Source organism: Micromonospora sonchi, assembly GCF_014646235.1.
GTDB lineage: Bacteria > Actinomycetota > Actinomycetes > Mycobacteriales > Micromonosporaceae > Micromonospora > Micromonospora sonchi.
In genome coordinates this window covers 13,705-34,808 of the sequence record NZ_BMNB01000039.1, presented here as the reverse complement: position 1 = coordinate 34,808, position 21,104 = coordinate 13,705, and the positions used below count along the sequence as shown (strand labels likewise).

The window sequence follows — 21,104 nt, the reverse complement described above, 5'->3', positions numbered from 1 at the left end:
TGGGCCGCTGTATCCGCGTTGGTCGCGGTAGGTGGTTCGTGCCGGGCTGGGTGAGCGCCAGCAGTTCGTCGGCGATCCAGATCACCCGCAGACTTTCCCGGATACTCGCAGAGTTTCGCGCGGATGCGACACGTCACGTCCGTACGCTCCTGCGAGCGGACGCTTAAAGCGGCGGAGCAGCTGGCGGGAGCAAGTTGTAGTACCGGTCACCGGACGTGTCGACCGAGCGCGGCCGACACGTCCAGCAACCGAAGTCCACCGACCCTGCGGGGTCAGTGGGCAAAACGAATGGCAGAAACCTTAACTCAGATGCATCGAGCAGCAGCAGGACATCGGCCGAGCCGCATCCACAATGGGATGCAAAAAAGGCGTACAGCAGGCATCGCGACGGCCTGCGTCGGCGGGAGTCAAACCGGAAGCGGAACTGGACTACCCTCCTCTGCTGCTGCACCAGCCCGCTACCCGTAGCGCTTCCGGTAACCCCGTCGCCGCAAGTTCGGTCCAACCGCAGGGACCGGCGAGTGGAGGCGGCCAGCGATGAACTCCCAGACGCGATCGACTACCCCGGGCGCGCCGAAACCCCGGGGCGCTGACCGCCGTCACCGGTTCCCTGGTCGACAGCACCGGATCAACCTCCGGCTCGACGACACCGAGCACCGCGACATCGTCACCGCAGCTGTCCGCACCGGCCTGACCCCCACCGGATTCTGCGCCAACGCCGCGCTCGCCGCCGCCAGGGGCACCACCGCCCCCGGCAGCCTGATCACCGGCACCGGCGTCACCCGAGCAGAGCTTGCCGCCGTACAGCGGGAACTGTTCGCCGCCCGCACCGCGGTCGTGCGGACTGGCACCAACCTCAACCAGGCGACCGCAGCGCTCAACGCCACCGGCGAGGCGCCGCTGTGGCTCAACCACGCCGTCAAACGGTGCGAACGGGCGATCGACAGCCTCGACGCCGTCGTGGCCGATATCCACCAGAGGCTGCGCTGATCCCCGCCATCCACCCTCGCGGCACGAACATCAGCGGCTTGCTTCGCTACCTGTTCGGTCCCGGCAAGAACGAGGAACACGTCAACCCTCGCCTCGTCGCCGCCTGGTCCGGACCTGATTATCTGTCGTCCCTCGCACCCCCACTGCGCCCATCCGGCCGCCACGATGTTCGTAACTTGGCTCGCCTGCTCGAACAGCCGGTCCGCGCCGGCAGGAACCCTCCGCAGAAATTCGTCTGGCACGCCTCGGTCCGCAACCACATCACCGACCGGATCCTCAGCGACAGTCAATGGGCCCACATCGCCACCGAGATGGTCGCCGCCGTCGGCATTGCGCCGCACGGCGACCCGGACGCAGTGCGCTGGGTAGCGGTCCGCCACGCCCACGACCACATTCACATCGTCGCCACCCTCGTCCGCCAGGACGGCGCCACCGTCTGGGCCTGGAACGAACGCCTCAAAGCCCAAACCGCTGCCCGCGACCTCGAACAACGCTACGGCCTCCACCAGGTCGGCCCAGTCGACCGCACCAGCCACCGCCGGCCCACCGCCGCAGAACAGAACAAGACCCGCCGCCAACGCCGCCCCGAAATCCCCCGGGACAGACTCCGCCGCGAGGTACGCGCAACCGCAGCCGCCGCCACCGACGAAAACGACTTCATCAGCCGGCTCCAGGCCGCCGGTGTCCTCGTACGGCTCCGGTACAGCACCATCCACCCGGACGAGGTCACCGGCTACGCCGTCGGCCTGCCCGACCACCGCACCAGCACCGGCGACACCGTCTGGTACGGCGGTGGCAGACTCGCCCCAGACCTCACCCTCCCGCAGCTACGGCGACGTTGGGAACCCGGCCCCGGCACAATGCCGCGCGTCAACGCACAGGACCCAGGGCGTCCGCGGCACCAGTACCGGAGCACCGTTTTCCGCCAGGCGACGGCAGCCGCAGACGAGGGCGCCCATCACCTCGCTGCTCAGCGAGACACCGACGAGGACGGCATCGCTGCCCTCGCCGAAGCCGCAGCCGATGTCTTGGCATCAACAGCGCGCGCGTTCGAAGGCCGTAAAGGCGGGCCGCTCACCAACGCCTCCGAAACCTTCGACCGGGCGGCACGCGAGACACACTGGCGCCACCCCGGCCGTCTTCACCCGGCGACCATCCAACTCCGATCCATGTCCAGACTCATCTCGACGGTTGGCCGGCTCACCAACGAAGACGACGCCGTCGCCGCTCTGCAACTCGTCCTACGCCTGTCGATGATCGCGGACAACCTGGCCAACCTTCGCGATGCCCAGAAGAGAATTCATCAGGCTCAGGCAGCTCGACAAGCCGCAGAAAGCCTCCGCGCAATCACGGAGGCCTCCCGTTCTCTGCCAGCAGTCCAACGCACCGCCGCACCTCCCCCGACGCCGCCAAGACAGGGCTATCCCAAGGGTCGCGCGGTCTAGAACCAATACGGCTTGGCCTCGGTTGATAAAGATTGCGGTCAGCCTGCTGAATACAGATGGTCGAAGCGCGACATGCAACTCGGCCGCTCGGTACGCCTGCCGTTGGCAAGTTGATCGACGCCTCGTACGGCAGGATGCTTGTTTACACGTTCCCGCCCGGCACGAACGGCCAGCGGCAGGAGTGGGGGCGGTCTCAACCTGCGCCCTCGGACATTTTGTGATCTTGGCGGTTGCGGCGACACGCCGGGGTAGATTGCACTACCGGAGGTTCGCTGCAAATTGAGTACGCGACTGGCCAGTCAGAGGGCCCGTGACCAGGGACTTAAGGCTGGGGTCCTCATCGCCCCTACCAGGGATCGCAACCCCCACACGTACGGCTTGCCGATCTCCGCCATGCCGTGTCCTCATCGCCCCTACCAGGGATCGCAACAGGTAGGTCCGGACGGCGGTCCGGTTGGGGTCGCGGTCCTCATCGCCCCTACCAGGGATCGCAACAGCAGCACATGGACGGGTCCGGCCGGTGGGAGGTGGTCCTCATCGCCCCTACTACCAGGGATCGCAACATGTCGCCCTCGTCGCCGTTGGTTCGGTCGGCGTCGAGTCCTTATCGCCCCTACCAGGGAGCGCAACGCGGCGACCACCCACAGGCCGCACGAGAAGCCGTCCTGTCCTCATTGCCCCTACCAGGGATCGCAACTGGCAGCGTCACCGCCTGGACGTGGGATGGGCGCTCGTCCTCATCGCCCCTACCAGGGACGCCACGACCACTCAGCAGGCAAACCTGCGTCGGCTCCGGGTCTCAAGGGTGTTGCAGCTCTGGCCAGAGCTCTCGATCTCGGCGTCTTTTCGCCGGTAGCCCGCTTGGTGTACGTGACGAACCGGCTTCGGGCACCGGTGCATCCTCGAGGGGAGGCCAACCTGCTCCTTGCGCGGCGATTCCGGCACGGCCGCAGCACACGCAGCGCTCGACCGCGCTGCCGGCCAGACACGAGGACCACCCAGCCTCGTGGCTCCTTGCGCCAGACCCGTTTGAACACGATCGGCCGCAGCACGCCCGGCCAACCTAGATCGGTTGATCCGCCTGGGTATCCGCCGTGCCGGTACGTGTCAGCAACTGAGGCTCAGGACGAGCAACAAATGAGCAACAAACGATCAAGAGCCGGTCCCCTGATCTCCAGGAAACCGGCTCTGACCTGCAACTTCTGGTCGGGACGGCCGGATTCGAACCGACGACCCCTTGACCCCCAGTCAAGTGCGCTACCAAACTGCGCCACGTCCCGATGCCGCCGCAAGGTCTCCCGCGGCGGCCGGTACAGCTTAGCGCAGGATCTGTCCCGCGTCGCACAGGCCCCTCTGGCGGACGAACGACCGCACCGACAAGCCGGACACTCGCCAGGCGCAGGCGATCTTGAGGTCGCCGCGTCCTGCTCGGCCACGAGCTCAGCCGAATGCGCGTGCGGCCTGCTGAAGGTGAGTGAGGAATCGGCTGACCGAAGGCGGCCGGGACCGTCCGACGACGGTGGCGGCGAAGATCCGCCGGATGGACTCGTCGCTGGGGTGCAGGCTCAGCAACGTGATGTCGGCGGGTGTTCCCCGTACGGCCAGGGCTGGAACGAGGGCCACGCCGAGCCCGGCCGCGACACAGCCGAGTTTGCCGGTCCATTCTGCGGCGACGATGTCGACGCGCGGTTGGAAGCCGCTGGGCACGCTGGCCCGCAGCAGGTTCTCCTCGTCGGTCGCCGAGCCCACGATGAACGGGTCGTCGGCCAGTTCCGCCAGCCGCACCGTGCGCCGGCGGGCGAGCCGGTGGTCGTGCGAGACCGCGACCAGCAGTCGCTCGTCGACCAGATGGTGCAGGTCGAAGCGCGCGGGATCGATCTGCAGAGCCGGCGACGTACCCGCCGCGAGGGCGTCAACCTGCCCGGCGGATGAGGTCTGGGCCGTCGGTGACGCGCTCACCACGGCGACGTCGGCCTCGCCGGCGGTCAGGCGATCCAGGAGTGCCGGAGTCATCCCCTCCACCAGCGACAACGCAACCTGCGGGTACGCGGTGCGGAACGACGCGAGGGCACGGGGCACCAGTGCCGCGACGGCGGTGGGGAACGCGCCGACGCGCAGCCGGCCGCTGCCCAGGCCGCGTAGTTCGTCGAGGTCTCGTCGGGCGGCCGCGAGCCGGTCGAGTAGCGCCTCCGCGTGCGGCAACAGGATGCGCCCTTCTTCGCTGAGCGTCACGCCCCGCGGTAGTCGGTCGAACAGTCGTGTCCCGATGTCCGCTTCCAGGGCGGCGATCTGCCTCGACACGGCCGATTGGGTGAAGCGCAGCTGGCGGGCGGCGGCGGTGATCGAGCCGTGGCGCGCGACGGCCCGGAACACCTCCAGAAGTTGGGTCTCCACCCTCGGCATGCTAGTGACGCATGGCAGGGATGCGAGACATTCGTTAGTCGCATGCCCGAAGCGGCCCTAACGTTCCCGCTATGACTGACATCGCAGTGCTGGGTGCCGGGCGGATGGGCACGGCGGTCGCGCGCCGGCTGTTGGCGGGCGGCAACCGGGTCACTGTGTGGAACCGCACCCCCGCCAGAACAAGGATGCTGGCCGCGGCGGGAGCCGACGTCGCCGCGACACCGGCCGCTGCGGTGGCCGAGGCCGATCTGGTGCTCACCTTGCTGACGGACGCCGCAGCGGTCGAGGCCACGCTGTTCGGCGTCGACGCCACCCTGGCGGCCCTGCGGCCGGGAGCGATCGTGGTGCAGATGTCCACGATCGCACCCGACGAGGTGAACCGGATAGCCGCACGTCTTCCCGCCTCGGTGTCGTTTCTCGACGCCCCCGTGGGCGGCAGCATCGACGCCGCGACGGCCGGAAAACTGACGATCCTCGCTGGCGGACCGGCTGCCTTCGTGGATCTCGCCGAGCCCGTGCTGCGGCAGCTGGGCAGCATCCGCCGCTGCGGTCCCGTCGGCGCCGGGGCGGCCCTGAAGCTCGTGGTCAACACGGCGTTGGTCACCGCGCTCGGCGCATTGCACGACACGCTCGCCGTCGCCGACGGACTCGGCGTCGACCGGGCGGTGGCGCTCGATGCTCTCGCCGCCGGGCCGCTGGGCGGCGCGGTCCGGCGCGCGACCGCGACCGGCGCATCCTTCGCGATCGCCCTCGCCGCGAAGGACGGCCGGCTGGCGCTCCGCGCGGCGCCAGCCACCCCGGTGACGCCGGCCACCCCGGTGGCGGTCGCCGCGCTGCACCTGCTCGACGCCGCTGCCGACCAGGGCGCGGACGTGTCATCCCTCTTCACCGTGGAGAATCGATGAACCTGACGCTGGACAACCCGCCGACCGTCGCCGCGCCGTTCGGTGACCGCTTCGCTCATGTGGCCCGCCTGGATGTTGAGGGCGGTGCGCTGCTGATGCTCGCCGGGCAGGTCGCCGTGGACGACGCCGGCGAGGTCGTGGCACCTGGCGACGCCGGCGCGCAGGCGGTGCGCATCTTCGAGATCATTCGCGAGGTCCTCGCTGCGCACGGCGCGGCCTTCGCCGACATCCTGCACATCCGCACTTTCATGACCAGCCTGGACGACCTGCCCGCCTACGGGGCGGTACGTCGCAGCCTGTTTCCCGCTGGCGGAAACATCGCCTCCCCGGCCAGCACGACCGTCGAGGTGAGTCGGCTCTTCCTTCCCGGTGCGGTCCTGGAGATCGAAATCACGGCGGCGGTGCGGGCCACGACCTGAGGCACGGCTCGGGGCAGCACGCCGTCTCAGATCGGTCCAAGATGGTGACCCCCACCACCGCTAGAGCATCCTAGGAAGATAGGTTCGGGAGTCGGGGCAGGGCCCGAGCCGGGGGCACAGCCGAGGGCCGATTCAGGGAGACGGGGCCGGACCGAAGGTGGACATGCAGACGGGCAGGGGCCGGGGCGGAGCGGTGTCCACCCCGGCCCTGCCCGGGAACGACGATCAGCCGTGTGCCTTGCCCCGGCCGCCGGGGCCGACGTTCTTGCGCGGGCGTACCGAAATCTCGATCGGAGTGCCCTCGAAGCCAAACTCCTCGCGCAGCTTGCGCTCGACGAAGCGCTGGTAGCCGGCGTCCAGCGGACCGGTGGTGAAGAGCACGAAGCGCGGCGGAGCCACGCCCGCCTGGGTGGCGAACAGGATCCGCGGTGCCCGTCCTCCACGGACCGGGTGCGGGGTGGCCTGCACCAGGGCGGTGAGCCACGCGTTGAGCTGCGCGGTGGGCACCCGCGTCTCCCAGCTGGCCAGCGCCCGGTCCAGGGCGGCGGCGAGCTTGTCCACGGCCCGGCCGGTCTTCGCCGACAGGTTCAGGCGGATCGCCCACGGGATCCGACGTAGTTCCCGCTCGATCTCCTTGTCCAGGTAGTACCGGCGATCCGCGTCGACCAGGTCCCACTTGTTGAAGACGATCACCAACGCCCGACCCGCCTCGGTGACCATGGACAGGATCCGCTGGTCCTGCTCGCTGATCGGCTCGCTGGCGTCGAGCAGCACCACGGCCACCTCGGCCGCCTCGATCGCCGAGGCGGTCCGCAGGCTGGCGTAGTACTCGGTGCCGCTGGCCCTGCCCACCCGCTTGCGCAGGCCGGCGGTGTCCACCAGGTGCCAGGTCTCGCCGCCGATGGAGACCAGGCTGTCCACCGGGTCGACGGTGGTGCCGGCGACCGCGTCGACCACTGCCCGTTCCTCGCCGGAGAAGCGGTTCAGCAGGCTGGACTTGCCGACGTTCGGCCGGCCCACCAGGGCCACTCGGCGGGGCCCGCGCGGGCGGTTCTCCATGATCTTCGGCGCCTCGGGCAGCGCCGCCAGGATGACGTCGAGCAGGTCACCGGAGCCGCGACCGTGCAGCGCCGAGACCGGGTACGGCTCGCCGAGACCGAGCGACCAGAGGGAGGTGGCCTCCACCTCGACGCTGGTGTTGTCGGCCTTGTTGGCCACCAGGATCACCGGCTTGGCGCTGCGGCGCAGCATCTTCACCGCCGCCTCGTCGACGTCGGTGGAGCCGACGGTCGCGTCGACCACGAACAGCACCACGTCGGCGGTGGCCACGGCCGCCTCGGCCTGCGCGGCGATCGCCGCCGCCCGGTCCTTCGCGTCCGGCTCCCAGCCGCCGGTGTCCACCACGGTGAACGCCCGGCCGGACCACTGCGCGTCGTACGGGATCCGGTCCCGGGTCACCCCGGGTACGTCCTCCACCACCGCCTGACGGCGGCCGATGATCCGGTTGACCAGTGTGGACTTGCCGACGTTGGGCCGGCCGACCACGGCCACCACCGGCTGCGGGCCGGTCGGCTCCTCGGTGTCCAGGTCCGGCTCGCGAAGCTCCACCCAACCGTCGTCGTCGATCACGCCACTCCCCGATCGGCGAGCAGCTCACGCAGCCGCGCCACGACCTCGTCGATGCCCAACTCGGTGGTGTCCAGCTCCACGGCGTCGGGCGCCTGGGCGAGCGGGTCGGCCTTGCGGGTCGAGTCCAGCCGGTCGCGGCGGGCCAGGTCGGCGGCGGTGGCCGCCACGTCGGAGGCGTCCTCGGCGCTGCGCCGCGTGGCGCGCGCCGCCGCCGAGGCGGTGAGGTAGACCTTCAGGTCGGCGTCGGGGGCCACCACGGCGCCGATGTCGCGGCCCTCGACCACGATCCGCCCCGCGTTGGCGATCATCTCCCGCTGCCGGGCGACCAGCAGGGCGCGTACCGCCGGCACGGCCGCCACGGCGGAGACCGCGGCGGTCACCTCGGGCCCGCGGATCTCGGCCTCCACGCTCACCCCGTCGGCGGTCACGCCGTAGCCCGCGGGGTCGGTGCCGAGGCGCAGGTCGACCTCGCCGGCCACCTTGGCCACCGCCTCCGCGTCGGTCAGGTCGACGCCGGAACGCAGCACCGCCCAGGTGATCGCCCGGTACATCGCGCCGGTGTCCAGGTACCGGGCGCCCACGCTCGTGGCGAGCCGTCGGGAGACGGTGGACTTACCCGAACCGGACGGCCCGTCCACAGCGACCACGCAGCGCCCGGCCGGTACGTTTTCCTCCACCGTCGTCCTCCTCAGCCCGTACCTCACGATCCGCCGTCATCGGCGGCCGCGAGCGGTTTCCCACCCGTGTCCCATCATGCCCGGCGCCGCGGCGTCGCCGCCGGGCCGGACCGTCAGGGAGCCTACCCTCAGCCGTACCCGCGACCGCGTGGTCAGTCACCCACGGCCTTGAACAGGGCGGCGACCTCCGCGTTGGTCAGGCGCCGGGTGCGCCCGGCGCGCAGGTCGCCCAGCCGGATCGGCCCGATGGAGGTACGCACCAGCCGGCTCACCGGATGCCCGACCTCGGCCAGCAGCCGCCGCACCAGGTGTTTGCGCCCTTCGTGCAGGGTCAGCTCCACCTGGGCGGTACGCCCCAGCGTGTCCACCACCCGGAACGCGTCGGCGGTCGCCGGGCCGTCCTCCAGCTCCACGCCGGCGGCCAGCCGCTTGCCGAGGTTACGCGGGATCGGCCCGGCCACCTCACACAGGTACGTCTTCGGCACCCCGTAGGAGGGATGCATCAGCCGGTGCGCCAGGGTCCCGTCGTTGGTGAGCAGCAACAGGCCCTCGCTGTCCGCGTCGAGCCGCCCGACGTGGTAGACGCGCTGTTCGACCCGGCTGCCGAGGAAATCGCCCAGCGCGGTGCGGCCCTTCTCGTCGGCCATCGTGGAAACCACCCCACGCGGCTTGTTCATCGCCAGGTACACCAGCCGCGTGTCGGCCTGCAGCCGCTCGCCGTCGACGTGGATGACCGCCGTGGTCGGGTCGACCTTGTCGCCGAGCTGCGCGATGCGCCCGTTGACTGTCACCCGCCGCCGGAAGATCAGGTCCTCGCAGGCGCGCCGGGAGCCGACACCGGCGGCGGCGAGCACCTTCTGCAGGCGTTCGGCGCCGGTGTAGACGGGCGCGTCCGGGGACGGGGTGCGGTTATCTCGTGGCATCGGCGAGCTCTTCTACGTCGTCGGGAAGGAACGGGGCCAGTGGCGGCAGGTCGTCGAGGCTGTTCAGGCCGAGCTTCTCCAGGAACAGGACGGTGGTGCGGTACAGGTACGCACCGCTGTCGGCTTCCGTGCCGCACTCCTCGACCAGGCCACGGGAGACCAGGGTACGGATGACCCCGTCGCAGTTGACACCCCGGATGGCGGAGATCCGCGAGCGGGTCACCGGCTGCTTGTACGCCACCACCGCCAGGGTCTCCAGCGCGGCCTGGGTGAGCCGGACCGACTGCCCCTCCAGCACGAACCGTTCGACGTAGCCGGCGTATTCCGGGCGGGTGTAGAGACGCCAACCGCCGGCGGCACGGCGCAGCTCGAACCCGTGCCCGGCGGCGGTGTAGCCGGCCGCAATGTCGTCGAGCATCGGGCCGACCCGCTCGGCGGGCTGTTCGAGCACCTGGGCCAGGGTCAACTCACTGACCGGCTCGTCCACCACCAGCAGGATCGCCTCCAGCGCGCCGCGCAGCTCCGCGTCGTCGAGCACCGGCGCCGGCTCCGGCACCGGCCTGCCACGCCCCGCCCGCTGCTTACGCGCCGGCGCCTCGGCGGCGCCCGCCTGCGCCGCCTCGACCTGCCCTGGGCCCGCCTCGGCGACCTGCCCTCCAGCTGCCCCCGCGCCCTCCTGCGGATCGGCAGCCTGCGCATCGACCTCCTGCGGATCGACCGTCTCGGAGATCGTGGGCTCGGCGCGCCCCTGCGAGGGCACCTTCGCACCACGATCCACGGCGTCGGCGTCGGCGTCGGTGGGCGGGGCGGGGCGCTGCCACGGGGGGATCCAGGCAGCGGCCTGGTCGGCCAGGGACTGCGGGCGTTCCTCGTTGCTCATCCGGCCTGCTGCTCCTCGGTTGTTGCCGTGCCACCCGCACCGGTTCCGGCGGCCGGGCTCGGCTCGGCGGGGGTGCCGGCGTACTCGTCGACGGTCAGGGCCGGGCCGCCGTCGGCGGGACCGGTCCAGCGTACGGTCAACTCCTCCAACGCCTGCTCCTGGACGAAGGCCACCACACCCTGCCGGTACAGCTCCAGCAGGGCGAGGAACCGGGCGACCACCTCCAGGGTGGCCTCGCAGTCGGCACAGAGCAGCGAGAAGGTGGCGGTGCCGACCCGACGCAGCCGTTCGGCGATGACCCCCGCGTGTTCCCGAACGCTGACCCGGACCATGTGCACGTGGGCGATGGAGACCTCGGGCACCGGCTTCGGAGTCATCGCCCTGACCGCCAGCTTGAGCAGCCGCTGCGGGCCGATGCCGAGCACGAGGTCCGGCAGCGCCTCGGCGTAGCGGGGCTCCAGGGTGACCGCCCGCGGGTAGCGGCGTCCCCCGACCTCCTCCAGCGCGGCGATGTGCGCCGCCGCTTCCTTGTACGCCTTGTACTGCAACAGCCGGGCGAAGAGCAGGTCCCGCGCCTCCAGCAGGGCGAGGTCCTCCTCGTTCTCCACCTCGGCGGCAGGCAGCAGCCGGGCCGCCTTCAGGTCCAGCAGGGTGGCGGCGATCAGCAGGAACTCACTCGCCTCGTCCAGGTCCCAGTCGTCGCCCATCGCCCGGATGTACGCGATGAACTCGTCGGTCACCTGATGCAGCGCGACCTCGGTGACGTCGAGCTTGTGTTTGCCGATCAGTTGCAGCAACAGGTCGAACGGGCCGGTGAAGTTGGCCAGCCGCACGGTGAACCTGCCGCCGTCCGCCAGCTCCGCACCGTCCGCCGTCACGTCGCCCTCGACGGCCGCGCCCGCCTCCGCCGCCGCGCCCGCCTCCGCCCCGACGGCTTCCGCCGGCATACCGGCGGGGTCAGCCACCGGGGGCGGGTCGCCCGCCGCGGCGGACGGGTCGGGGGGCGGCGCGCTCACACCGACGACCGTAGTCCACGGCCTGGTCACCAGGGGTTACCGGCCTACCGCGCCGCCTGGGCGGCGATCACCTCGCGCGCCAGCTGACGGTAGTTGCGGGCGCCGGAGGAGGCCGGGTCGAGGGTGGTGATCGGGGCGCCGGCGACGGTGGACTCGGGGAACTTCACCGTCTTGGTGATCACCGTCTGGTAGACCTTGTCGCCGAAGGCCTCCACCACCCGCTGGAGCACCTGCCGGCAGTGGGTGGTGCGGCTGTCGTACATGGTGGCGAGGATGCCCTCGAGCTCCAGGTCGAAGTTGAGCCGCTCGCGCACCTTGTCGATGGTGTCCAGCAGCAGGGCCACACCGCGCAGGCTGAAGAACTCGCACTCCAGTGGGATGAGTACGCCGTGCGCCACGGTCAACGCGTTGATCGCCAGCAGGCCGAGCGAGGGCTGGCAGTCGATCAGGACGTAGTCGTACTCCTTGCGGATGCTCTTGAGCACCCGGGCCAGGGCCATCTCCCGGGCCACCTCGTTGACCAGCTGTATTTCGGCGGCGGAGAGGTCGATGTTGGCCGGTAGCAGGTGCAGACCGGCGACATCGGTCTTGATCAGCACGTCGTCGGCGGTGACGTCGTCCTGCATCAGCAGGTTGTACACCGACAGGTCCAGATTGTGCGGGTTGACCCCCAGCCCGACCGAGAGCGCGCCCTGTGGGTCGAAGTCGACCAGGAGCACCTTGCGGCCGTACTCGGCCAGCGCGGCACCGAGATTGATGGTCGTGGTGGTCTTGCCGACCCCGCCCTTCTGGTTGGCCATCGCGATGATCCGGGCCGGGCCGTGCCGGTCGGTCGGCATCGGCTCGGGGATCGGCTTGCGCGTCGTGTAGGCCGCCGGGTCGGCCGGGCCGAGGTCGGCGCTGAGGGAATTCTGCTGCTCACGGAGCTCCGACGTCCAGGTCTCGGCACGGTCACCGTTGCCAGCCATGTCCTCGTTGCCCCCTCCCGACGACCATCCGGCGTCGGAGCCGCCCGACGTCCTTGCGGCGCCGCTGCGCGCCCCGGTCATCTCACCGCCAGGCCGCGCCGATGCCGACTGTACGCCACCGGCCAGCAGGCCGTTCGGCACCCGCTCGGCGTGTCGGCCGGCGGCATTGGCCAGGTCCGGTCGCCCCCGGCCACCGGTGCGGCAGGGCGGGGCGCTGCACCCCGGCCGCCGTCGAGACTAACGGATCACTCGGCCCGGCCACGCCGCACGGCGTCGCTCACCCGCGGGCGCGTGGGTGCGCGGTGGCGTAGACCTCGCGCAGCCGGTCCACGGTGACCAGCGTGTAGACCTGGGTGGTGGTGACCGAGGCGTGCCCGAGCAACTCCTGCACCACCCGCACGTCCGCCCCACCGTCGAGCAGATGCGTGGCGTACGAGTGACGCAACGTGTGCGGTGACACGGCGTGTGGCCCGTCGACCGGCAGGCCGGCGCGCTGCGCCGCCCGGCGCAGGATGGTCCAGGCGCCCTGCCGGGTCAACCCGCCACCGCGGGCGTTGAGGAAGAGCGCCGGGGTGCCCCGACCGGCGGCGGCCAACCCGGGCCGGGCGCGCACCCGGTACGCGGACAACGCCCGCAGCGCGTACCCGCCGATCGGCACCAGGCGACTGCGTCCGCCCTTGCCGCGCAGCAGCACCACCCCGTCGTCGACGTCCAGGTCGTCCACGGCGGCGCCGACCGCCTCGGAGATGCGCGCCCCGGTGCCGTACAGGAACTCCAGCAGTGCCCGGTCGCGCAGCGCCAGCGGCGCGGCGTCCCCGGCGGCCTGCACCGCTGCGGCGGTCTCCAGCAGCCGGACCACGTCGTCGACCGGCAGTGCCCGGGGCAGCCGGCGCGGCGGAACGGGCGGTCGCACGTCGCGGCTCGGATCGGCACCGGCCAGGCCCTCGCGTAGCGCGAAGCGGTGCAGGCCGCGCACCGCGCTGGCCGCCCGGGCCGCGGAGGAGGCCGCCAGCGGCGGGTGATCCTCGTCGCCGGCGCGCAACCGGGCCAGGTGGCCCTCGATCTCGCCGGTCGAGACCGCCGCCAGATCGCTCACCCCGGCGGCGGCCAGCGAGGCGAGGTAGCGCTCCAGGTCCCGGCGGTACGACGCGAGCGTGTTCGCGGCGAGTCCACGCTCGACGGTGAGGTGATCCAGGTAGCCGCGCACGGCACGGCTCAGGGCCGGCGCGGGCGGTCGGGCCGCGCCGGCGGTGTCCGCTGCCGCGGTCGGCGCCCGGCCGGTCAGGCCAGCACCTCGGCCAGGGGCAGGGTGGGCAGGTCGTGCGCCTGAGCGACCGGGCCGTAGACGACGTGCCCGTCGTGGGTGTTCAGGCCCAGCGCCAGCGCGGGGTCGCGGCGCAGCGCCGCACGCCAGCCGTGGTTGGCCAGTTCCAGGGCGTACGGCAGGGTGACGTTGGTCAGGGCGTAGGTGCTGGTGTTCGGCACCGCGCCCGGCATGTTCGCCACGCAGTAGAAGATCGACTCATGCACCCGGTAGACCGGGTCGGCGTGCGTGGTGGGTCGGGAGTCCTCGAAGCAGCCACCCTGGTCGATGGCGATGTCGACGAACACGCTGCCGGCCTTCATCCGGGAGACCAACTCGTTGGAGATCAGCTTCGGGGCCTTCGCGCCGGGCACCAGCACCGCGCCGATGACCAGGTCCGCGTCCAGCACCGCCCGCTCGATCTCGTACGCGTTGGAGGCGATGGTCTGCAGGTGGCCCCGGTAGATCGCGTCGGCCTGCCGCAACCGGGCGATGTTCTTGTCCAGCAGCAGCACCTCGGACTGCAGACCGAGGGCGATGGCGGCGGCGTTCATGCCGGAGACACCGGCGCCGATGACGACGGTCTTGGCCGCGTACACGCCGGAGACGCCACCGGGCAGCACGCCCCGGCCACCGCCGGTGCGCATCAGGTAGAAGGCGCCGACCTGCGGCGCGAGCCGACCGGCCACCTCGGACATCGGGGCGAGCAGCGGCAGCGACCGGTCGGGCAGTTCGACCGTCTCGTACGCGATCGCGGTGACGTTGCGGTCGAGCAGCGCCTGGGTGCAGTCCCGGGACGCGGCCAGGTGCAGGTAGGCGAAGAGCACCTGGCCGGCGCGCATCCGGTGACGCTCCCCGGCGACCGGTTCCTTGACCTTGAGCACCAGTTCCGCGGCGTCCCACACCTCGTCGGCGCTCTCCAGGATCTTGGCGCCGGCCGCGACGAACTCCTCGTCGGTGATGCTCGACCCGATCCCGGCGCCGGCCTCGATGAAGACCTGGTGGCCGCTGCGGGTGAACTCGTTGACGCCCGCGGGTGTGATCGCGACCCGGTACTCGTGGTTCGTGACCTCGCGGGGGATGCCGACCTTCACGATGACGCCGCCTCAGCCGTCAGGACAGTGTTCGACCATCATCGTGCCACTTTGGCATACCGGTGCCGACAGCGGCGTAATGGATCACTATTGTGACGGCTCATGACCACTCCTCCTATGCAGCCCGGGTATCCCCAGGGCGTTTCTGACAAGAGCAAGGTCGTCGCGGGTGTCCTGCAGATTCTGCTGGGCGCCTTCGGCGTCGGCCGTTTCTACATGGGTGACACCAAGACCGGTGTCATCCAGCTGATCGTCACCCTGGTCACCTGCGGCTTCGGCGGCATCTGGGGCTTCGTCGACGGCATCCTGATCCTGGTCAAGGGCGGCGTCGACGGGCAGGGGCGCCCGCTGCGCGACTGACCGACCCCGATCGACGCGGGGGCCGTGCGACGTGCGCCGTACGGCCCCTGCGTCGTCTCCGCCGCCTCAGCCCGGCAGCGGGGTGTCCGGGCGGCGCAGCACCGACCAGCCGGCGTCGCGGGCGCGGGCGGCGGCCAGCAGCCCGGCCACACAGGACGCGTTGGTGATCTCGCCGGCCAGCACCATGCCGACCGCCTCGTCCAGGTCGATCCGGACGATCTGCAGGTCCGCCTCCTCGTCGTGCCGGTCGTGTCGCTGTTCCGCCGGAACGTCGCCGAGGTCACGGGCGAGGAAGACCCGGACCAGCTCGTCGGTGAACCCCGGCGAGCTGTGCAAATCGACCAGCACGTCCAGCCGGCCGGCGGTGAGGTCGACCTCCTCGGCCAGCTCGCGCATCGCCGTCGTGGCGGGATCCTCCCCGGTGACGTCGGTCAGCCCGGCCGGCAACTCCCACAGGCGCCGGCCGACCGGCTGCCGGTACTGCCGGATGAGCACCACCTGACCGGCGTCGTCCAGCGCCACCACCGCCACCGCCCCGACATGCCGGACCAGGTCACGCGCCGCGGTCCCGCCGCCCGGCATGCTCACCTCCTCGGTGACCACCTCGAAGATCCGGCCGCGGTAGCGCACCTCACGAGAGCGCACCTCGTAGCGGTGCTCCACCGCGCTCACCGGACCGCCCCGCGCCGTCTGCGCACTGCCGCCCCGCGCCACTGCCGGCGTGCTGCCACGCGGCCGGCACCCCGGTCGTCGCGCCCGCTCACGACGTCGCCGTCGTGGCGGCGCCGTTGTGGGCGGCCCGCTGCGCCGTCGCGGCGTCCAGGTCGACCGGAAGCTGGTCGGCCTGCGAGTACGCCACGGTGGCCCGCACGAAGGCGGCGAAGAGCGGGTGCGGCCGGGTCGGGCGGCTCTTGAGCTCCGGGTGCGCCTGGGTGGCCACGAAGAACGGGTGCAGTTCGCGATCCAGCTCGACGAACTCGACCAGCCGCCCGTCCGGCGAGGTACCGGAGACCCGGAGCCCGGCCTTGGTCAACTGGTCACGGTAGGCGTTGTTCACCTCGTACCGGTGCCGGTGCCGCTCGCTGATCTCGGTGCTGCCGTACGCCTCGGCGACGATGGAGCCCTCGACGAGCCTCGCCGGGTACGCGCCGAGTCGCATGGTGCCGCCCAGGTCGCCCCGCCCGGCGACGATGTCCTCCTGGTCGGCCATGGTGGCGATGACCGGGTGCACGGCCTCGGCGTCGAACTCCAGCGAGTTGGCGCCGTCCAGGCCGGCCAGGTGCCGGGCCACCTCGATGGTCATGCACTGCAGCCCGAGGCAGAGCCCGAGCAGCGGGATGCCGTTCTCCCGGGCGTACCGGGCGGTGCCGATCTTGCCCTCTATGCCGCGGATGCCGAACCCGCCGGGGATGACGATGCCGTCGACACCCGCCAGCGCCGCCGCCGCACCGGACGCGGTGACGCAGTCGTCGCTGCGCACCCAGCGCAGCTGCACCCGGGCCCGGTTGCCGAACCCGGCCGCCCGGATCGCCTCGCTGACCGACAGGTACGCGTCCGGCAGGTCGACGTACTTGCCGACCAGCGCGACGGTGACCGTGCGCTGCGGCTGGTGCACCCGCTCCAGCAGGTCGTCCCAGCCCTCCCAGTCGACGTCCCGGAAGGAGAGCCCGAGCCGGCGCACCACGTACGCGTCGAGCCCCTCCCGGTGCAGCACCTTGGGAATGTCGTAAATACTGGGCGAGTCCGGCGCGGCGACGACCGCCTCGGCGTCCACGTCGCAGTAGAGCGACAGCTTGTGCTTGAGCTTGTCCGGGATGTCCCGGTCGGAGCGGCAGACGATGGCATCCGGCTGGATACCTATGCTGCGCAACTGCGCCACCGAGTGCTGAGTCGGCTTGGTCTTCAGCTCGCCGGAGGGGGCCAGATACGGCACCAACGAGACGTGCAGGTAGAAGCAGTTGTCCCGGCCCAGGTCGTGACGGACCTGACGGATCGCCTCCAGGAACGGCAGCGACTCGATGTCACCGACCGTGCCGCCGACCTCGGTGATCACCACATCCGGCGTACGACCGTCGTCGTCGGGGTCGGCCATGGCCCGGATCCGCGACTTGATCTCGTTGGTGATGTGCGGGATCACCTGGACGGTGTCGCCCAGGTACTCGCCGCGCCGCTCCTTGGCGATCACGTCGGAGTAGATCTGGCCGGTGGTCACGTTCGCCTTGCCGGAGAGCGCCCGGTCCAGGAACCGCTCGTAGTGGCCGACGTCGAGGTCGCACTCGGCACCGTCCTCGGTGACGAAGACCTCACCGTGCTGGAACGGGTTCATCGTGCCCGGGTCGACGTTGAGGTAGGGGTCGAGCTTCTGCATCACCACCCGCAGCCCCCGGGCGGTCAGCAGATGGCCGAGGCTGGAGGCGGTGAGCCCCTTGCCCAGCGAGGAGGCCACGCCCCCGGTGACGAAAATGTGCCTGGTCGTCCGTGCTGTAGGGGCCAACGCCTGCTCCCGTGTCGTCCGTCGCGGTCGTGCAGACCGCCGAGCCGATCAGCGAAGTGATCACGCGATCCACGGGATTCCACGGTAACACCTTCCCGGCGGGGCACCAGTGCCGCACCCGGGGTCCCGTCCCCGATCACCCGGTCGCGACCTCGGCCGACGACCGCACGGTGCGGCCGTGTCCCGCGCCGGCCTCCGGGCCGCCCTGTGCCGGTGCGGCACCGGCGTCCACCGCCGCACCGGCGGCACCGGGCCCGCCATCGCCGTCGTGGCGGGCCACCGGGCCGTCCGGCCACCCCGCGTCCCCCGGCCGGTCCCCGGCGGGCCGGGTCCGGTCCGCAGCGTGGTCGAGCACCCGCAGCGCGGACAGGGCCGCCATCGGCACCACCAGGGCCGCCGCCGCGCCGGCGACGTCCAGGGCCGCGCCGCCCAGCACCCCACCGATCACCACGGCCACCCCGGTGCCGGCCATCGCCGCGCGGATCGCCGGGTAGATCCCGAACAGCCGCATCAACCCGCCCCACGGCCGCAGCAGCGCGAACCAGACCAGCAGGGCCCCCGCCAGGGCCAGCACGGTCAGCGGACTGTTGACCAGCGTCTCGAAGTTGGACGTGCTGGAACGCTGCACGGTCAGCCCGCCGGTGCCGTCGCCCAGCGCCGCCAGGAACCGGCCCAGGCTGCCCCGCTCGGCCGGCAACCGACCCATGTCCACCACCGCGAACCCGACCGTCACGGCCAGTCCGGCCATCGCCGCCCAGGCCAGCCGGGTCAGGGTCAGCCAACCACCCGCACTGATCGCCGCGGCGACGCTCACCCCTGCCGTCAACGCGATCGCGCCGATCGAGTCGGCACCGAGGTACGGGCTGCCGACCACCACCACGGCGATCCCGCCCATGGCCACCATGACCACCGGCCGCCAGCCACGAGGAACCCGCTGGGCGAGCCAACCCGCGGTCAGCAGCGCGGCGGCGACGAACACCCCGAGCCCCACGGTGCCGAGCCCGGCGTACCGGCCGCCCTCCAGCGCGGAGTAGCCGACCACACCGTTGAGTTGCAGCCGGGCACCGGTGATCACGTCCAGGCCGATGGCCAGCGTGGTCAACCCGGCCACCGCGCCGAGCGGGCCGAGGGTGCTGCGGTAGCCCGGCACGAGCCGCACCAGCAGCGTCGCGGCGGCCAGCAGCACGCCGGTCAACCCGGCGAAGGAGACCGCCGGATGGGCGTAGCGCCACCACGGCGCGGCCTCGGCGAGCAGGGCCGCCGGCATCGCCAGGGCGGCGGCGACGAGCAGCACCTCCACGATCGCCACCAGCCGTGGGGACACCGGCTTCGGACCGTGCGGCCCGGCGTGCCGGCGGGCGCGGCGCAGCAGCGGCAGCACCGCCACGGCGAGCGCCACCTGCACAGCGGCCAGCACCGTGAAGAACCCGCCGGCCACCTCCTGCTGCGCGGCGGCCTCCCGATCGGCGTCCGCGGGCTCGGCGATCGCGGCCGGCAGGTCCGCCGGCCGGCCACCGACCGACTCGGCGGGCCGACCGAGAAACGCCCGGTCCGGCATCGGACGGCCCAACGCGGCCAACGCGGTCGGCGCGAGGTCGACCAGTTGCAGATAGCCCTGGCGGGCGGTACTGGGCGAAGTCAGCCAGCCGTTCTCCCACCCCGGTCCGTCGGCGATCGCCACGTGCAGCCGCGACGGCCGTTCGGTGTCGGCGACCCCGGCGACGATCACCAGCGAGTGCGGCGGCCGGCCCGCCAGCACCCGGGCGAGCTGCGTGTCGGCCTCGCGAGCGGCCGCCGCGCGCGCCGCCGGGTCCGTGCCGGCGACCGTGCCGAGATCGACGATGCTGAGCACGCAGGAGCCGAGCAGCTCGGTCGGGTCCTCGGGCAGCGTCGGTGCGTACCGGTCGACCCGCCCGAACGGTCGGGCCGCGGCCACCGCCGCCCCTGGCCCGACCGCCACCGAACAGCGCACCGACTCCGACAACGCGCCCGGCACCGTGCCCCACGGCAGCCGGTCCTGGTTGTGCAGCACCACGCTGTCCTGCTCCGGCAGGTACGCCCCGATGCCGTCCGGCCGCTCCACCGTCACCTCGTCGGCCGGGCACAACCCGTCCGGCCGGCTGCCGGTCCACGCCGCGAAGCTGCCCGCGCCGAGGGTCAGCCAGCCGTCCAACGGGCAGGTGGGCCGATGCACCGATCGCACCGACAGCGACCCGATCGAACCCTCCTGGGCCATCCGCCACAGCGTCGGAGTGCGCTGCGGGTCGACGTCGTCCCAGCGCAGTCCGGCCACCCCGACCAGCACCACGAAGTCGGCGCTCGGCCGCGGCGACGGCGCGTACGGACGGGCCGCCAACGCCGTGACGCCGAGCACCACCACGAGCAGTGTCAGCAGGATCGGAGCGACTCGACGCAGCATCAGCGGCGTCCCGTCGACCGCGTGTCGGCGTCCGGCGCGGCCGGACCGCGGGCCAGCTCCGCGTAGAGCGCGACCAACTGGGCCAGGGTCTCCGCCTCGGTGGGCCAGGCCGCCGCCCGCGCCGCACCACGCCGAGCCAACCCGGCCCGGCCCGGCCCGTCGTCGAGCAGCGCCCGCACCGCCGCGTCGACCGCGTCGACGTCACCCGGCGGCACCAGCACCGCGGCGTCGCCGACCAGCTCCGGCAGGCCACCCACCGCGGTCGCCACCAGCGGTACGCCGGCACGCATCGCCTCCTGGGCGAACAGTTGGCGAGCCTCCCAGTCACTGGTCACCACCGCCAGGTCCGCCCCGGCGAGCAGGTCAGCGACGTCGGTGCGGTGCCCGAGCAACGTGACCGGGGCACGGGCGGCGCTGATCCGAGCCGCCAGCGGCAGGTAGGCCGGCCCGCTGCCGGCGATCAGCACCACCGGCGCGGGAGACCGCTCCCGCCATCGGGCGGCGGCGTCCACCAGCACGTCGTACCGTTTCTGCGGGTGCAGCCGGCCCACCGACAGCACCAGCGGCTGGTCGACGACGACGCCGAACTCCGCCCGTACGGCGGCCCGGCGCCGGCCCGGCACGGCCAACGCCGGCGCGGCGACCGGAGCGAGTCGAGCGTCCCTGGCACCCAGCGCGGCGGCCCGCTCGACCAGGTCCGCGGAGGCACCGAGGGTCACCTGGGCGCCCCGGGCCACGACCCGCTCGACCAGCCGGGACAGGCCACCGCGCAGCCCACCGGCGAGCACCGCGTTGTGCCAGGTCACCACGAGCGGAGCGGCGGGCCGGGCGAGCACCGCGACCAACCCGGCGCGCAACCCGTGCGCGTGCACGACACCGACCTGTTCGGCGGCGAGCACCCGACGCAACACGACGACCGCCCGGGCATCGGCGGGAGTGGGAGTGGCCGGGATCTCCACCGGCGCGAACCGGGCCCCGGCGGCGACGAAATCGAACTGGTCCTGGGTCGCCGCCGGCCCGCAGACCAGCACCGACTCCCCGGCGGCGGCCAGCCCGCGAGCCAACCCCCGCACGTGCTGCCCCACGCCGCCGGTGCTGGAGGCGAGCACCAGCACCACCACACCCCGCCGATCAGACGCGCTCACCAAGCTGGCCTTCCGTTCGCGACTGCGGGGCTCG

The 21,104-nt window shown here is 72.1% G+C and carries 18 protein-coding genes and 1 tRNA gene; 5 read left to right on the top strand and 14 right to left on the bottom strand.

Annotated elements, in window-relative coordinates:
- Positions 1-537 precede the first annotated feature (537 nt).
- Both IEY61_RS27720 and IEY61_RS27715 read left to right on the top strand, forming a co-directional pair.
- Positions 538-990: a hypothetical protein gene (locus IEY61_RS27720; RefSeq protein WP_189049579.1), complete on the top strand. Its 453-nt coding sequence runs from the start codon at positions 538-540 to the stop codon at positions 988-990.
- Entirely contained in the window at positions 903-2,435 is a 1,533-nt protein-coding gene (locus IEY61_RS27715; protein ID WP_229706492.1) for a relaxase/mobilization nuclease domain-containing protein, read from the top strand. Before IEY61_RS27720 ends, IEY61_RS27715 begins: the two co-directional genes overlap by 88 nt.
- Positions 2,436-3,638: 1,203 nt before the next feature.
- On the opposite strand, the gene IEY61_RS27710 is transcribed toward IEY61_RS27715, so the two are convergent.
- Together IEY61_RS27710 and IEY61_RS27705 are read right to left on the bottom strand one after the other, a co-directional pair.
- Positions 3,639-3,715: transfer RNA gene (locus IEY61_RS27710), tRNA-Pro, on the bottom strand.
- Between the two features lie 160 nt (positions 3,716-3,875).
- Positions 3,876-4,829, bottom strand: coding sequence for a LysR family transcriptional regulator (locus IEY61_RS27705; RefSeq protein WP_189049577.1), 954 nt, complete (start codon positions 4,827-4,829; stop codon positions 3,876-3,878).
- A gap of 80 nt (positions 4,830-4,909) precedes the next feature.
- Here IEY61_RS27705 and IEY61_RS27700 point away from each other — a divergent pair, with 80 nt between their 5' ends.
- Both IEY61_RS27700 and IEY61_RS27695 read left to right on the top strand, forming a co-directional pair.
- Complete coding sequence (locus tag IEY61_RS27700; protein ID WP_189049575.1) at positions 4,910-5,743, top strand: NAD(P)-dependent oxidoreductase; 834 nt, start codon at positions 4,910-4,912, stop codon at positions 5,741-5,743.
- The gene (locus IEY61_RS27695; RefSeq protein WP_189049573.1) at positions 5,740-6,162 is read left to right on the top strand and encodes a RidA family protein; all 423 of its coding nucleotides are present in this window, start codon (positions 5,740-5,742) and stop codon (positions 6,160-6,162) included. Before IEY61_RS27700 ends, IEY61_RS27695 begins: the two co-directional genes overlap by 4 nt.
- A 225-nt stretch (positions 6,163-6,387) precedes the next feature.
- On the opposite strand, the gene der is transcribed toward IEY61_RS27695, so the two are convergent.
- The 8 genes from der to ald all read right to left on the bottom strand — a co-directional run bounded on the left by der (position 6,388) and on the right by ald (position 14,652).
- Positions 6,388-7,791, bottom strand: a complete 1,404-nt coding sequence (der, locus tag IEY61_RS27690) for a ribosome biogenesis GTPase Der (protein WP_444543361.1) — start codon at positions 7,789-7,791, stop codon at positions 6,388-6,390.
- Positions 7,788-8,468: a (d)CMP kinase gene (gene cmk, locus IEY61_RS27685; protein WP_189049571.1), complete on the bottom strand. Its 681-nt coding sequence runs from the start codon at positions 8,466-8,468 to the stop codon at positions 7,788-7,790. Before cmk ends, der begins: the two co-directional genes overlap by 4 nt.
- A 152-nt stretch (positions 8,469-8,620) precedes the next feature.
- Complete coding sequence (locus IEY61_RS27680) at positions 8,621-9,391, bottom strand: pseudouridine synthase (protein ID WP_189049569.1); 771 nt, start codon at positions 9,389-9,391, stop codon at positions 8,621-8,623.
- The gene (gene scpB, locus IEY61_RS27675) at positions 9,378-10,271 is read right to left on the bottom strand and encodes an SMC-Scp complex subunit ScpB (RefSeq protein WP_189049568.1); all 894 of its coding nucleotides are present in this window, start codon (positions 10,269-10,271) and stop codon (positions 9,378-9,380) included. Before scpB ends, IEY61_RS27680 begins: the two co-directional genes overlap by 14 nt.
- Positions 10,268-11,218 carry a segregation and condensation protein A gene (locus tag IEY61_RS27670; RefSeq protein WP_189049613.1) on the bottom strand — a complete coding sequence of 317 codons (951 nt, stop codon included), beginning with the start codon at positions 11,216-11,218 and terminating at the stop codon, positions 10,268-10,270. Before IEY61_RS27670 ends, scpB begins: the two co-directional genes overlap by 4 nt.
- A gap of 113 nt (positions 11,219-11,331) precedes the next feature.
- Complete coding sequence (locus IEY61_RS27665; protein ID WP_189049566.1) at positions 11,332-12,255, bottom strand: ParA family protein; 924 nt, start codon at positions 12,253-12,255, stop codon at positions 11,332-11,334.
- A 277-nt stretch (positions 12,256-12,532) separates the two neighbouring features.
- Entirely contained in the window at positions 12,533-13,540 is a 1,008-nt protein-coding gene (locus IEY61_RS27660) for a tyrosine recombinase (protein ID WP_189049610.1), read from the bottom strand.
- Positions 13,537-14,652: an alanine dehydrogenase gene (gene ald / locus IEY61_RS27655; RefSeq protein WP_189049564.1), complete on the bottom strand. Its 1,116-nt coding sequence runs from the start codon at positions 14,650-14,652 to the stop codon at positions 13,537-13,539. The genes IEY61_RS27660 and ald overlap by 4 nt, the downstream gene beginning before the upstream one ends.
- 102 nt (positions 14,653-14,754) lie before the next feature.
- Between ald and IEY61_RS27650 the strand changes: the two genes are divergently transcribed.
- Positions 14,755-15,012: a TM2 domain-containing protein gene (locus IEY61_RS27650; RefSeq protein ID WP_189049562.1), complete on the top strand. Its 258-nt coding sequence runs from the start codon at positions 14,755-14,757 to the stop codon at positions 15,010-15,012.
- Positions 15,013-15,078: 66 nt separating this feature from the next.
- On the opposite strand, the gene IEY61_RS27645 is transcribed toward IEY61_RS27650, so the two are convergent.
- From IEY61_RS27645 to IEY61_RS27630, 4 genes are all read right to left on the bottom strand, one after another.
- Positions 15,079-15,684: an NUDIX domain-containing protein gene (locus IEY61_RS27645; RefSeq protein ID WP_189049560.1), complete on the bottom strand. Its 606-nt coding sequence runs from the start codon at positions 15,682-15,684 to the stop codon at positions 15,079-15,081.
- An 88-nt stretch (positions 15,685-15,772) separates the two neighbouring features.
- A complete protein-coding gene (gene pyrG / locus IEY61_RS27640) occupies positions 15,773-17,506 on the bottom strand; it encodes a CTP synthase (RefSeq protein ID WP_189049558.1) in 1,734 nt (577 codons plus the stop codon).
- Positions 17,507-17,642: 136 nt separating this feature from the next.
- On the bottom strand, positions 17,643-19,925 hold the full coding sequence (locus tag IEY61_RS27635; RefSeq protein ID WP_189049556.1) for a hypothetical protein: 2,283 nt from the start codon (positions 19,923-19,925) through the stop codon (positions 17,643-17,645).
- Complete coding sequence (locus IEY61_RS27630) at positions 19,925-21,070, bottom strand: glycosyltransferase family 4 protein (RefSeq protein ID WP_373293226.1); 1,146 nt, start codon at positions 21,068-21,070, stop codon at positions 19,925-19,927. Before IEY61_RS27630 ends, IEY61_RS27635 begins: the two co-directional genes overlap by 1 nt.
- Positions 21,071-21,104 lie beyond the last annotated feature (34 nt).